The sequence below is a fragment of the Brevibacillus sp. HB1.3 genome, from assembly GCF_013186635.1.
GTDB classification, from domain to species: Bacteria; Bacillota; Bacilli; order Brevibacillales; family Brevibacillaceae; genus Brevibacillus; species Brevibacillus brevis_D.
This window is the reverse complement of the sequence record NZ_JABMIT010000010.1, coordinates 61,177-74,087: the sequence shown is the minus strand read 5'-3', so window position 1 is coordinate 74,087 and position 12,911 is coordinate 61,177. Positions and strand designations below refer to the sequence as shown.

Sequence of the window (12,911 nt, the reverse complement as noted above, 5' to 3'; positions counted from 1 at the left end):
AGTTTCTAGCTTGCCTGGTGAGCATAACCACTCAAAATGCTCCCTCTAGCATTTGTAAAACCCAATACATCGAGCTCTACTTTGATCTCCCCACGTGATACAAGAGATGTGAATTTCCCCATTCTGTGACTCGTTGTACGAATCGCCTGTTTCCCGCTTTCTTTTCCGGGCAGCTCGCAAGCTGGTACTCGAAATAAAAAAATAGTTTTTCATTCTGAATATTAGGAACCTTTGTCCGGAAACGATAGCGCCACTTACCCGGAAGAAAAAGCTCAGCCGCTTCTTTTTCTTTCAGCACTTTGAAATAAAACGACCAGATACACGGGTTTTACTTATATTCCCTTTAATTGATTTTACTTGAGGTGTTAAACTGTAAGAAACCATCGCCATAATGAGATGGGTGATTCTTACCTTTTCCAGGAATGAATGTATCGATCAATGATTTTTTTGAAATGGCTGGTACTTTTGTCTTCTCTAGTAGCGGAATAAGGGCGACGATTAGTTTAACGGTCACGTTTTAGTGAGTATAGCAGGGGAAATTGGTCATTAATTTGCAAATATTCACGTGGGCTAATATGATAGTAAACAATAAGAATATGAGTGAGTTGGGAATATTTTACTATCCCAAATATTAGAAGACAAGCCTTTAATTATTAATTTTTGCAATTTATTTAAATAAAATTCATTACAATATTACTCTTAACTTATCTTGACGCCTATCAAAAAAGGCTTTCACCCGCTCTTTCTAAAGAGAAGTGAAAGCCTTTTGTTTTTGTTCTATTACTCTACCGAGTAAACCTTTCGGCTGGGAAGCTCCAAGCAATGCAGACGGCCGCCATATACGGCACCTCCGTCAATGCCGATGATTTTATTTTCTCCGTAAAACACATCATGTTTACCGTGCAAATAATTGGTTGGCGTGTGACCAAAAACTACGGTCTTCTCACCCTGGTAGCCTTTATGGAACTCATCACGTATCCACATCAGGAGATACGGGTCTGTCTCTGCAACTGGAGTCTCGGGATGGACACCCCCGTGAACAAAAATATAATCATCGGTTTCATAATAGCAGTCCAAGCCAGCCAAAAATTCCAGATGCTCATTGATTGAAGAAATAATTTCCAAGGTCTCTGGTGCACCAGATTCGTCTGCTGCAGCATGACCATAGCTCGCCAACGTCTTTTGTGCGCCGTTTCGGAACCATCGTTCGATAAAGACTGGGTCTTGCTCGAATGATTTAACCATCATATGATCATGGTTGCCCATCAACACAATTGCCCCTTGTGCATGGAGCTGTTTTACCTTTTCAACGACCCCCTTCGACTCTGGTCCACGGTCTATATAATCACCTAGCAGGATCAATTGATCGTTTTGTGGATCGTACTGAACTTGCTCTATCAACGATTCCAGTTTCTCCAATTCCCCATGAATATCGCTGATTGCCAACAATCTTTTCATCCTGCACCCTTCTTTCGCTGTCATGTCTTTCTATTGTACGCCCCATTTGACCTGATTGCCAGCATGTCTGCCCCTCAAAAGCTTGCAAACGTGAAAAAAGCCCAGGCCCAAAAATCAGAGTAGGCCAAGGCTATTCCATTTCTCCATGCTTATTTATTCGGCATCTCATTCCAGAACGTAATCTCTTCTACATCCAGACGAGTAGTCGGATGACCAGGCTCTGCCGCTTTACCAACTGCAATCAGCATGACCGTTTCATATTGATCCGGGATTTGGAAAGCTTCCTTGAATTTCTCGCTGTTATAGCCTCCCATTGGCACTGTGTCATACCCTCTTGCCTTGGCGACGAGCATCAATTGCATCGAGACGAGACCTCCGTCTACCAAAGCAATTTCCTTGATGATTGCACGATCCCGATTTTCATAACGCTTGTTGATGTTGTCGATGAGTGTAGCTTTTACTTCCTCTGTCATGTAGCCTGCTTCTACCGCTTTTTTGTAAATGCTCCCAGCTTGCTTGTAGCCCTCATAATCGGCTAGAACTGCAATGATTGCCGCAGCCTCTACCACCTGCTTTTGGTTAAATGCGATGGGGAGTAGCTTCTCTTTCAAGGGCTGTTCATCGATAATCAAAAACCGCCATGGCTGGAGGTTAGAGCTGGATGGTGCCAAGGTTGCTTCCTTCAGCATTTCTTTTAGTTCATCCCGCGAGATTTTTGCTGTTGGATCGTAATGACGTACGGAACGACGCTCCCGAATGACGTCCTTAAAAGCCTTTTGATCGATGACTTTTTCCATGATTCCATCCTCCAGTTGTAAGGTTTCCGTTTAGTAAGTTACTAACTTTATTGCGCAATAACTCGTGTTCAAACTGTACCACATATTCCAATTCACTGGCAATCTTTTTGTATGCAAAAAAACGCTTTGGCGAATCACTCACATCCTGTCATGGATGCAAGCGCGTCACCAAAGCGTTTATTCGTTTGTTTGTTAAACCGGAGAAAAGGCGGATAGAACGGCTGGCTGTCTCACGGTGTCTCCATTCGGGAGCTCGACAACGAGAAAGCCACTCGCTTCGTCCCCAGCTGTTTCCCATCTTAATGAAAAAGCTTTGCGGCTAAACGCTTCCTCTTCGTCCAGACAACCAAGCATCGACTTTAATGTGTCTGACGTAATCGGGACAGGCACAGCTGCGCCTTGCTCTTGTGGAAGAGAGAGCAGTTTTGGCGCGTCTTCGAAATATTGCACAGTATCGAGGAGCAGAGAAACCTGCTGCCAGCTAAGCGGTGAAACAAAGGCTTCAAACGCCATCTATTCATCATTCCTTTTATTTACGATGATCTCCATCGAACAAGTTAGCCTGGCCATTCGACGTTTTCTGTTGTCCTGCTGTGCCAGATCCGTCTCCTGAGCCTTTTGCCGTCGCTTCGTCCTTCGGTTCATCCGTCGGCAAAATGGTTTCAAAAGCAACTGCTTTTACCCCACCCTCGATCAGTTGTCGGCCAATGCCACCTTGCTCGTTGACGATCACTTGCTCTGTCTCAACAAGGGTCCATTCGTTCTGCGACGTCCAGGCATAAACCGTTTCCTCGAGGAACATCGCAACAAGCTCATGCGGGTTATTTTTTCGTTTACGAATCAACTGTACCCCTTTGCCTGCGCGAGCTTGGAGTGGGATTGCTGCAATGGCTGTGCGTTTTACAACCCCTTCAGCCGTCAACAAGCTAAAGGCACGAGAATCGACTTCCTCAATCGGAAGCATCGTGATGACATCATCGCCAGGAGCAAGTGCGATTGCTTTTACCCCGCTCGACGCTCTACCCGTTGCGCTGACTTCGCTGCGCTGGAATCGGATGCCCATGCCATCTTTTGTCGCACCGAGTATCGCCCCAGCTTCATCAGCCACGAATACATTCATAAACTCGTCATCGTCGCCTTTTAGCTTTGCAGCTACCAACGCACTCGAACGATTGGTTTCGTATTCGGACAACGCCGTCTTTTTCATCAAACCATTTTTACTTACATGATATACATACAGCGGTTGTTTGAAGTTTTCTACGATCGTAAAGCCAACGATACGCTGATTCTTCTCCAACGGGATGATATTGACGAGAGCCGAACCGATATCCTTCCACTTATCGTCCGGGAAGGCATTAACCAGTGTGGCGAAGTATTTACCGTCCTGAGTAAAGAAAAGAGCAGTGTGAGACGTATTCGTCTCCATGAAATAACGGACACGGTCTCCTTCTTTTACCCCACATGTCTCCAGCGTTCCCCCCACTGATTTGAAGGAGCGCGGGCTCGTACGCTTGATATATCCTTCGTTTGTCAGGGTTACGATGCAATCCTCTGCATTGATTTGCATGGCAATATCGATTTTGATTTCCTCGATCTCGCCCTGGATTTCTGTCAGACGCTCTTCTGCGTATTTTTTCTTGATCTCGTTCAGCTCGCCTGTAATGACTTGAATCAGCTTTTTCTCGCTTGCCAAAATCGATTTCAGTTCCTCGATTTCTTTTGCTAATGTAGCCAATTCTTTTTCCAGCTTGACGATATCCAAACGTGTCAAAGAAGCGAGCTGAATGCTCAAGATCGCATCGGCTTGGTTGTCGGTGAAGCCGTATTTCTCCATGATGTTTTTCTTGGCATCTGCACGATCTTCCGAATCCATAATCGTATCGACGATCTGACGCAAAATGGACTTGGCGCGAATCAAGCCTTCTACAATATGCTCGCGGCTTTGCTTTCGATCCAGATCATATTGGCAGCGATTCGTGACGACTTCTTTTTGGTGGTCGATGTACGCCCCCAACAAAGCCTTGAGTCCCATCTGACGGATGGTCCCCTCATGAATCACGTTCATGTTGTAATTGTAATAGATTTGCAGATCGGTATTTTTGTACAAGTAGTTGAGAATCGCCTGCTCATCTGCTTCTTTGCGAATATCCACAACGATGCGGACTTTTTTCTGCTCGGCCTCTTTGCGACCCGTTTCATCGCGAACCGCCAGTGCCCCCTCGATTTTGCGCTCCATTACGAGCTCATCGATTTGGCCGACGAGCTTCGACTTGACCACTTCGTAAGGGATTTCGGAAACGACGATTTTTTTGATCTTGCCGCCTTTTGGCTCCTCTACATGGGTCTTCCCGCGAATGATGAATTGTCCACGGCCTGTCTCAAACGCCTTGCGAATTCCGGACAGCCCTTGAACAATCCCGCCTGTCGGAAAATCTGGACCTTTGACGTGCTGCATCAGCTCATCCAGCGAGATATTCGGGTTCTTCATCTGGGCCACAGCCGCATCGATGACTTCACCCAAATTGTGAGTAGGAATGTCCGTTGCAAAACCAACCGCGATCCCGGCAGCGCCATTCACGAGAAGATTGGGAAACCGTGAAGGCAATACTGCCGGTTGTTGAGCGGAGTTATCGTAGTTCGGGATGAATGTAACCGTATCCTTTTCAATATCGCGCAGTAGCTCATTGGCCAATGCTGACAGTCTGGATTCGGTATAACGCATAGCGGCTGGCGGGTCTGCATCCAAGCTACCAAAGTTTCCGTGGCCTTGAATGAGCACCTGGCGCATTTTCCACCATTGCGCCATCCGCACCATCGTTTCGTAAATCGCCGAGTCACCGTGCGGGTGATAGGTACCCATCACGTACCCGACTGTTTTCGCTGATTTCCGGTATGGTTTATCGTTCGTGTTGCCTTCTTGGTACATGGCATACAAAATACGGCGCTGTACCGGTTTTAATCCATCGCGAGCATCTGGGATCGCGCGTGAGAGAATAACCAGATTGGCATAGTCCCCAAAACGCTTTCCCATAATCTCCGCGAAGCTCTGATTAATAATTTGATTGGACAGCATGCTTATTCATCCTCCCCCACTTCAAAGGTGACGTGGTTCTCAATCCACTCACGCCGTGGTGGGACTTTGTCACCCATCAAAACGGTTACCAGCTTCTCACAGTGAGCGAGGTCTTCCAGTTCAACCTTAATGAGCTTGCGCGTCTCAGGGTCCATGGTTGTTTCCCAGAGCTGATCGGCGTTCATCTCACCCAATCCTTTGTAGCGCTGCACCTCAGCACCACGTCCAACCTTTTTCAACGCCTGTTCCAGCTCGTAATCACTCCAACAGTAGATCGCCTCTGTCTGCTTGCCCTTGCTTTGCTTTTTCACCTGATACAAAGGCGGTTGCGCAATATACAAGTGACCAGCTGCAATCATCGGGCGCATGTAGCGGAAGAAGAAGGTCAAGAGCAGCGTTTGAATGTGCGAACCGTCAACGTCCGCGTCAGACATGATGATGACTTTGTCAAATGCACAGTTTTCGATGGAAAACTCTTCGCCAATATCGGTTTCAAGCACCTCGAGGATCGTGCGGAACTCTTCATTCGCCAATACCTCGGATAGCTTTGCTTTTTCTGTGTTCAACGGCTTCCCACGCAGGCTGAACAAAGCTTGGAACTCTGAATTACGCGCCTGCTTTGCAGAGCCACCTGCGGAATCCCCCTCGACGAGGAAGAGCTCATTACGTTTGGAATCTCTGTATTGCGGCGGAGTGAACTTTTCCGAAATCGATTTGCGCTTTTTCGCGGTTTTGCCTTTTTTGTCGCCGCGCAGGGCTTCGCGTTGTTTGCGTAGCTCTTCACGAATTTCAGCAGAACGTACTGCCTTGTCAATCAGCAGCTTGCCTATTTCCGGATTTTCCTCGAGGAAGAAGCCTAGCTTTTCGGAAACAATCTGTTCTACGATTGCCCGTGCTTCTTCGTTCCCCAGCTTGTCTTTTGTTTGGGACTCAAACTGGACGTCAGCCATTTGCAATGACAATACACCGAGGAAACCTTCCCGCAAATCGTTTCCAGTCAAGTTCGGGTCCTTTTCTTTCAAGTACCCTTTTTTCCGGGCAAATTCGTTAAAAATCCGGGTCGTACCGTTACGGAAGCCCGTGACATGTGTTCCGCCATCCGTTGTTACAATCGAGTTGACATAGGACACCAATGTCTCTGCATAGCCGTCATTGTACTGAAAAGCCAGCTCGACATAGATATTGTCCTTTTCTCCTTCGAAGTAAACGATCGGGTGGAGCGAATTTTTTCCTTCGTTCAAGTAAGATACGTATGACTTCAAGCCATCTTCAAAGTAAAACTCTTCCCGTTTCTTTTCAGGTCCACGTTCGTCAATCAAAACCATGCGCAGCTTTTTCAGAAGGAATGCCGTCTCACGAAAACGATCACGAATCGTCTCATAGTCAAAGCGAGCATTGCCAAACACCGCATCATCCGGCAGAAAACGTACCGTTGTTCCTGTGCGTTTGGTGTTCCCCGTGATTTCAAGACCGGTAACCGGTTTACCGACATGCTCCGTTCCATTTGCATCCACAACATATTCAAAGCGCTGCTTATGAATTTTGCCTTCGCGGTGGATTTCAACCTCAAGCCATTTGGACAAAGCCACAACGACACTGGAGCCTACTCCGTGCAAGCCACCGCTTTTTTTATATCCGCCACCGCCGAATTTACCACCGGCATGGAGCGTCGTAAAAATAACTTCTGGTACAGGTCGGCCAGTCTTGTGCATACCCGTTGGAATTCCACGTCCATGGTCCTCTACGCTGACACTGCCATCCTTGTACAAAGTGACGATGATGCTATCATTAACGCCTGCAAGCGCCTCGTCTTTGGCGTTATCTACAATTTCCCACAGCAGATGATGCAGGCCACGCGAGCCCGTGGAGCCTATGTACATTCCAGGCCGCTTTCGAACAGCAATCAAGCCTTCTAAGACCTGAATATCTTCTTCCGTATACGTTAATGTTTGCTGTGTTTCTGTTTCCTTCAATCGCGCTCTCCCCTCTACTCTTCGGACACGTAGAAAAAACGATCATGCCTTTTTTACTGATGGCTAGCGTCGTATTCACCTTTTTTGAAAAACGCCGAGATGATTCAATCCCCATGAGAGGAACGTTTTCCTAATAAAAGCGAACACTTAATCGCTATTGTACCGTATGGTTCCCATAGTATTCAACGCTAGTAGCAAAATGGGGCAAAAAAGCCACCTCGCCCCTAGCGAGATGGCCGATTCTTCTCAGTATTCCTCGTTTCTCATTCGTTCTGTACATGACAAGCATATTCCATTAATTAGTGTAGCACTAATGGTGAAGATTGGTCAAAATGAAAAACCAAAACATTTGTTTCCCTTTCTCTATTTCTTCCCCCACAGCGTAAATCCTGCTACGATCAAGGAAAATATGCCTCAGGTATTTCCATTCATTCGCTCATAAGCTTTGGACATCCTAGTAAGGCATCGATTCCTGAGGCGAAAAAGGGGGGAATACTTTTGATCAGTGCTACCAAGCCGTTTGTCAAATTCCATAAGTATGATGCTGAGCTAGCTTCTGACGTTCATGCGCTAAATTCTGCCGGATACAACAGTGATGATATCTGGGTTTTGAAATGGAATCCTGATAAAAATCACTCCAATCAACGAAACAATTTTTATAAATACAGCACCCATTTTGAAAGTGCCGTCGGTCACATTGACAGCATGGCGCATTTCTTTGACAATGGCGGTAAAGAACTCCGTACCCGTCTCGAAAAGCTAGGTCTTACGAAAGACGAGTGCTCCGCATTGGTTCGGGAACTGCAAGATACCGACTATACATGCCTTCTCGTTGTACGAGACCTTAAGGATAACATTATTAAAATGAATGACTGATCGACCGCAAGAAAAAGCCACTGCTTGGGTTCTAACGCCAGCAGTGGCTTGTTTCATTCCTATCGAGATTACTTGTCTTCTTTGATCAGTTCGATGCCTTCCAGCACTTCGTTCAGCTTCGCGTAAACAGTGCTCTCCTCGTCCTCTTCCAATGGTACCATTTCGCCGCCGTCTACTTGGAATACGAAGATATCCACTTCTTCATCTTCTTCGCTTTCTTCATCTTCCACAGCTTCAGCCAAGGCAATATATTCTTTACCGTTCAGGTCGAACATAGCCAATACTTCGAAATCCCCCAACGGTTCACCATTTTCATCGTCCAATGTAATGATATCGCCCAACTCGAGGTCTTTGTTCTCTTCTGTCAATGTGTTCACGTCCTTATGCAGATATTCGTACTCTATTCCATCATACCGTTTTTTTCCGGGAGAAGCAAACAGGCGAATAACTCTGCGCCTTCCCTGTCCATGAAAAACAACCTACCACTTGAGGCAGGTTGTTAGCTGATTACTCACTATACTCTTCAAGAACACCTTTTTCAAGCAAAAATGCTTCTTCTGCCTGAAGAATCGTCACGATCGCTTCGCGTTTGACATACATGCCAGCAGATGCCAGACGGCTCTCAATCGCACGAAGCAGTTCTTCAAAATCAATGATCTGCACTTGTTGATCGCTCACAAAAAAACCTCCCTTTTCCCACGCACCTTTTTCATTGTACACGAACAGGTCGTTTCTTCCAACTCCACCATTTTCGGCGAATTGGTTTTAACAAATATGCGCTCCAGATGACGAGCACAAAAGAAAGAACCACGTACACACATGAGAAAAACAACCACGGTGCAAAAGTGATGTCATCGGATTGATCAAACGACTCGCCTAAAATATCGAACAACACAATGATAGGGTTCATCCCTGCCAACATCTGTAGTTCATACATGCTCCAAACATTCGAATTGACATACCGTTCCGGATGCGCCTGTTGCAAGGACTCACCGATAAAAAAGAACAGCAAGCCAGTACCTATCACAAAAAAGAAGGCAATGCCGTAAGTGGTGACCGTCGAGATCGACGTTCGTTTAATCCAAGTAGAACAGAACAATCCCAACGACCCGAGAAAAAACATATTCACCGCGAGAAAAAGGACGAGTTGGGCCATTTGTTCCGGGGAGACGCTTCCGTACAGCATCACGATACTGTACAAAGGCATCGAGGCAACCAACAGTAGCGTAGAGAACGCCAAAGACGTAATGAGCTTGCTCAAAATAATCGTGCGCGTCGACAATTGGGTCGTCAGCAAAATATGCAAGGTCTGGCGTTCTCTCTCCCCACTGATCGCTCCAGCAGTCAGGGCAGGTGCCACAAAGCAAACCATCGCGTAGTGAATCCCCGCAGATATCAGAAACAGATCCCGGTTATCCCCTAACGCTTCGGCCTTTAAGGGGTCCATGAGCAAAAAGCCCATCGGTATTCCCCCCATGACAAATAAGTAAATCGCTAAAATAAGCATGGTCTTTCTCGAGCGGAATCTTTCCCGCATTTCTTTTACCAAAAGAGGATTGAACAAGAAGTCGCTCATTCCATACCGACTCCTTCCGTAATCGCTAAGAAGACGTCTTCTAAATCTTTCTTGGAATCACCATAGTAGACGACTGCGACCTGCTCATCCAGCAGTTCTTGAAGCAATTCAGCTTTTTGTTGCTCCGTCCCTTGAAAGTAGAAGCGAAAGCCTCCCATATAATCCGTCAATTGATGCACATACGGAGAGCTCGCTAACAGAAGTCCCGCTTTGTCCAAGTTCCGCAGGGCTCTTAGTTGCATACGACTTTGGCCTGTGTCCCGATTACTGACCTCGTGCACGGAGCCATACGCAATTAATCTGCCTTTTTCAATGACACCAATATCATCACACAGCTCGGCTAGCTCCGGCAAAACATGGGAGCTGATAATAATCGTTTTACCCATTTCGCGTAGTTGCTTCATAATTTCGCGCAATTCGATACGAGCGCGCGGATCCAGCCCTGACGCCGGTTCATCCAAAATCAGCACGGCCGGATTATGTACGAGACAACGTGCTAACCCCAGACGCTGTTGCATGCCTCGAGATAAAGAGTCGACAAAAGCGTCTGCTTTGTGAGTCAAATTCACTAGTTCTAAAAGATCACTAACGAGTGCCCGCCTTTTGGAAGCAGGAATTTTGTACGCTCCGGCATAAAACTCCAAATACTCCACCGCTGTCAAATTGTCATATACACCAAAAAAATCGGGCATGTATCCCACAGACTGTCGCACACTGGCAGGGTCTTTTCGTACATTGTAGCCACAGACAAACGCTTCCCCTTCACTCTGTTCCAGAAGGGTAGACAAGATGAGCATCGTGGTAGATTTTCCAGCGCCATTTGGACCAATAAAGCCAAACACCTTGCCTGGTTCGATGGAAAGATTCAAATCCGTCAACGCTTGCAAATTGCCGTATCTCTTTCCTAAATGAACGGTTTCGATTACCATTTCCGCACCCCCTCTACCTGGAAAATAGGCTCTGGTAGAGCTAATCGTGACGTTCCATTATGGGAAAAACGAAGCAATAACGATTGATTTGGCGTCAACACTTGTTGGAGTTCTTTGTCGAGGACAAGTCTCGTCCCACGCTCAACAGGTATCCACCTACCACTCTTTTGGTGGAAGTAATCTATCCGGAAAGGCTTAAATGAACTGTGATTCAGTGGTACCGTAATTCGCTTCATATTGATCGCGGCTTTGTCTGCACGCAGCTCAAACGTAATGCTGCCCTTTCCAATCTGCCAAATGTATCCGGTACTATCGAAGTCCCCTGTCGTTTCATACACCTCTGCATCAAGCAAGCCATACGGAAAAGTCACGATGCCTTGTTCATTTGGCTGGAATTGAATTGGCTGCTGAATGACATTCCAGTAATGTGCTTGGTGAGGCACCTGCATGGTCATCAGAGGGAGAGGCTCTGTCGTTGTACCGATGATACTTACCTGATTTCCCTCTTCATACTCAACAACTCTTTCCCTCATTTCTTTGATTCGCTCTTCCAACGTTTGCAATTCGTTTGATGCTTGTGGTTTTCTTGGCATAAACAGGGGCTCAAGCACACTGTCAATCTGCTTTTCTTCTCCCTTTTTCAAAGGCCCAAGAGGAATTCGCTGAAAACCAATTTCAATATAAGTTTGATCGTAGGCAAACTCCGTATTGTTTTTCACGTGCCCTTGCACACGATTCTCATTGATTCGCAAGGAAGCATCAAAAGCCCCCATATCGTGCTTTACCCCGATACCGATTGCCTGTTTCGGTGTCAGATAGGGTAGATTACGGAAAGAGAGAAGCTCCTCGCCATTCATTAGTCCTTCTGGTCGATAATCATTTCGCCCTACTGTCAAGGGCAGTGCAACGATCGAAGGTTCAAGCTGAACATCATAGTCGTTCTGATCCACCCCTAAAAACGTTGCGGCTGAGCGAACATGAGCCAAAGACTCATCTAATATATCGATCTTGGTTACGGCGTAGCTAGTACTCGTTTTCACAACAGCAGGCTTTCCAATCGCGAATATAGCGACGGTCAAGAAAATTCCTCCCAACGGGATGACTCCCCACGCCCATTCAGGTTTTCTCATTCTTCTTAGAATGAAGTATGTCAATGGTGCGAGTACAATTACGTATCCGCCCCATAAAGCAACCATCCAGGTCGGCGGAGGAGTTTGCACTTCAGGAATCTTCTTGCTCAAGTCTAGAAAAGGCCGGGTCATTTGATCCATATAAAGCTTCTCTTCAAAAATCTTCTTAGCGCCATGCTGGGTCATTGCATTCTGCCACAGTTGTGGATTGAATTGCCACGATGCCAACGGCTCTGCTGTCACATCATAGTTGACAAATAGGAGCAACCCTCTGCCGTATGGTTTTGACACAAATAAGGGCAAGTTACGGTTGTATACACCAATACTGCCATTTGGCGCGACTTTTGCAATGTCATACTCACTAAGTGCTTGTTGCAGATCAATAGTACCAGCTTTTCCGGCTTCCACAGGCAGAATATCAGCAAACCGCTGGATCATCCCATCTTGATTGGGACCTGCGGAAACAACTACGATCCCTCCCAGCTGGATCCACTCCTTGATCGCATCCATCTGCTGATCATTTATTGTGGAGCCACTATTGCCTGCCAGCGCTAACATGTCTATGTTTTCGTAAATCCAGGATTGGTCAGGTAACATTTGCTCCGTGAGATTTTGTACGGACAAAGGACGATTCATTTTGGATTGAGACTGATTGACGGCAAGGAAATGAAACGCATTGCCCTCCTCGCTAATCACCCCAATTGTGCGTCCGTCTGTTGGATATGAGATACGCAGCTTTTCACTTTTGACAACTTGACCGTTTTGGGTAACCTGAACGTACCAATCATCGAGCAATATTTGGGTAGGCATATCAAAGTATACGGTTGTACTCTTTCCTTGCTCGAGCTTTATCGGACGCCGAAGTTTCAATTCATTATTTTTTTTGACTTGTCGCTGCGATAACTCTACAGATCCTGTGAAATCCTTTTCCTGGCTGGTTACCTTTACGTTTAGTCTCATCCATGATTCATATTTGACGATACCACTTAAGGGTATTTCGAATTGTATGTCTACGTTGCTCTCTGCCATAGCTGGGCGTATCGAAAAGCTAAGCCATGTGATGACAAAGATTAACACCCATTTCCATCTCATGCTTGTT

The 12,911-nt window shown here is 46.3% G+C and carries 11 protein-coding genes; 1 reads left to right on the top strand and 10 read right to left on the bottom strand.

All coding sequences use genetic code 11. From position 1 onward, the window contains the following. Window positions 1–780: 780 nt before the first annotated feature. The 5 genes from HPY31_RS21550 to HPY31_RS21530 form a co-directional block, all read right to left on the bottom strand. Window positions 781–1,458, bottom strand: coding sequence for a metallophosphoesterase family protein (locus tag HPY31_RS21550; protein WP_172142388.1), 678 nt, complete (start codon window positions 1,456–1,458; stop codon window positions 781–783). A 149-nt stretch (window positions 1,459–1,607) separates the two neighbouring features. Continuing rightward, on the bottom strand, window positions 1,608–2,255 hold the full coding sequence (locus tag HPY31_RS21545) for a nitroreductase family protein (protein ID WP_015891551.1): 648 nt from the start codon (window positions 2,253–2,255) through the stop codon (window positions 1,608–1,610). Between the two features lie 192 nt (window positions 2,256–2,447). Continuing rightward, the gene (locus HPY31_RS21540; protein WP_016743487.1) at window positions 2,448–2,768 is read right to left on the bottom strand and encodes a hypothetical protein; all 321 of its coding nucleotides are present in this window, start codon (window positions 2,766–2,768) and stop codon (window positions 2,448–2,450) included. Between the two features lie 16 nt (window positions 2,769–2,784). Continuing rightward, on the bottom strand, window positions 2,785–5,328 hold the full coding sequence (gene parC, locus HPY31_RS21535) for a DNA topoisomerase IV subunit A (protein ID WP_172142387.1): 2,544 nt from the start codon (window positions 5,326–5,328) through the stop codon (window positions 2,785–2,787). Window positions 5,329–5,330: 2 nt separating this feature from the next. Then, the gene (locus HPY31_RS21530) at window positions 5,331–7,301 is read right to left on the bottom strand and encodes a DNA gyrase/topoisomerase IV subunit B (protein ID WP_015891554.1); all 1,971 of its coding nucleotides are present in this window, start codon (window positions 7,299–7,301) and stop codon (window positions 5,331–5,333) included. Window positions 7,302–7,799: 498 nt separating this feature from the next. Here HPY31_RS21530 and HPY31_RS21525 point away from each other — a divergent pair, with 498 nt between their 5' ends. Continuing rightward, on the top strand, window positions 7,800–8,177 hold the full coding sequence (locus HPY31_RS21525) for a YflT domain-containing protein (protein ID WP_016743484.1): 378 nt from the start codon (window positions 7,800–7,802) through the stop codon (window positions 8,175–8,177). Window positions 8,178–8,245: 68 nt separating this feature from the next. Here HPY31_RS21525 and HPY31_RS21520 read toward each other — a convergent pair whose 3' ends face one another. The 5 genes from HPY31_RS21520 to HPY31_RS21500 form a co-directional block, all read right to left on the bottom strand. Continuing rightward, window positions 8,246–8,545, bottom strand: coding sequence for a DUF1292 domain-containing protein (locus tag HPY31_RS21520; RefSeq protein WP_007718819.1), 300 nt, complete (start codon window positions 8,543–8,545; stop codon window positions 8,246–8,248). Between the two features lie 139 nt (window positions 8,546–8,684). Beyond that, window positions 8,685–8,897, bottom strand: a complete 213-nt coding sequence (locus HPY31_RS21515) for a hypothetical protein (protein WP_016743483.1) — start codon at window positions 8,895–8,897, stop codon at window positions 8,685–8,687. Further along, window positions 8,887–9,753, bottom strand: coding sequence for an ABC transporter permease (locus tag HPY31_RS21510; RefSeq protein ID WP_172142386.1), 867 nt, complete (start codon window positions 9,751–9,753; stop codon window positions 8,887–8,889). Before HPY31_RS21510 ends, HPY31_RS21515 begins: the two co-directional genes overlap by 11 nt. Further along, window positions 9,750–10,682, bottom strand: a complete 933-nt coding sequence (locus tag HPY31_RS21505; RefSeq protein WP_172142385.1) for an ABC transporter ATP-binding protein — start codon at window positions 10,680–10,682, stop codon at window positions 9,750–9,752. Before HPY31_RS21505 ends, HPY31_RS21510 begins: the two co-directional genes overlap by 4 nt. After that, window positions 10,676–12,904, bottom strand: coding sequence for a hypothetical protein (locus tag HPY31_RS21500; protein WP_172142384.1), 2,229 nt, complete (start codon window positions 12,902–12,904; stop codon window positions 10,676–10,678). The genes HPY31_RS21505 and HPY31_RS21500 overlap by 7 nt, the downstream gene beginning before the upstream one ends. Between the last annotated feature and the right edge of the window lie 7 nt (window positions 12,905–12,911).

Excerpts from the sequence above, each read along its gene's own strand:
- HPY31_RS21505 (WP_172142385.1), bottom strand. The coding sequence starts at position 10,682 with ATGGTAATCGAAACCGTTCATTTAGGAAAGAGATACGGCAATTTGCAA.
- HPY31_RS21540 (WP_016743487.1), bottom strand. The coding sequence starts at position 2,768 with ATGGCGTTTGAAGCCTTTGTTTCACCGCTTAGCTGGCAGCAGGTTTCT.
- HPY31_RS21510 (WP_172142386.1), bottom strand. The coding sequence starts at position 9,753 with ATGAGCGACTTCTTGTTCAATCCTCTTTTGGTAAAAGAAATGCGGGAA.
- HPY31_RS21545 (WP_015891551.1), bottom strand. The coding sequence starts at position 2,255 with ATGGAAAAAGTCATCGATCAAAAGGCTTTTAAGGACGTCATTCGGGAG.
- parC (WP_172142387.1), bottom strand. The coding sequence starts at position 5,328 with ATGCTGTCCAATCAAATTATTAATCAGAGCTTCGCGGAGATTATGGGA.
- HPY31_RS21550 (WP_172142388.1), bottom strand. The coding sequence starts at position 1,458 with ATGAAAAGATTGTTGGCAATCAGCGATATTCATGGGGAATTGGAGAAA.
- HPY31_RS21500 (WP_172142384.1), bottom strand. The coding sequence starts at position 12,904 with ATGAGATGGAAATGGGTGTTAATCTTTGTCATCACATGGCTTAGCTTT.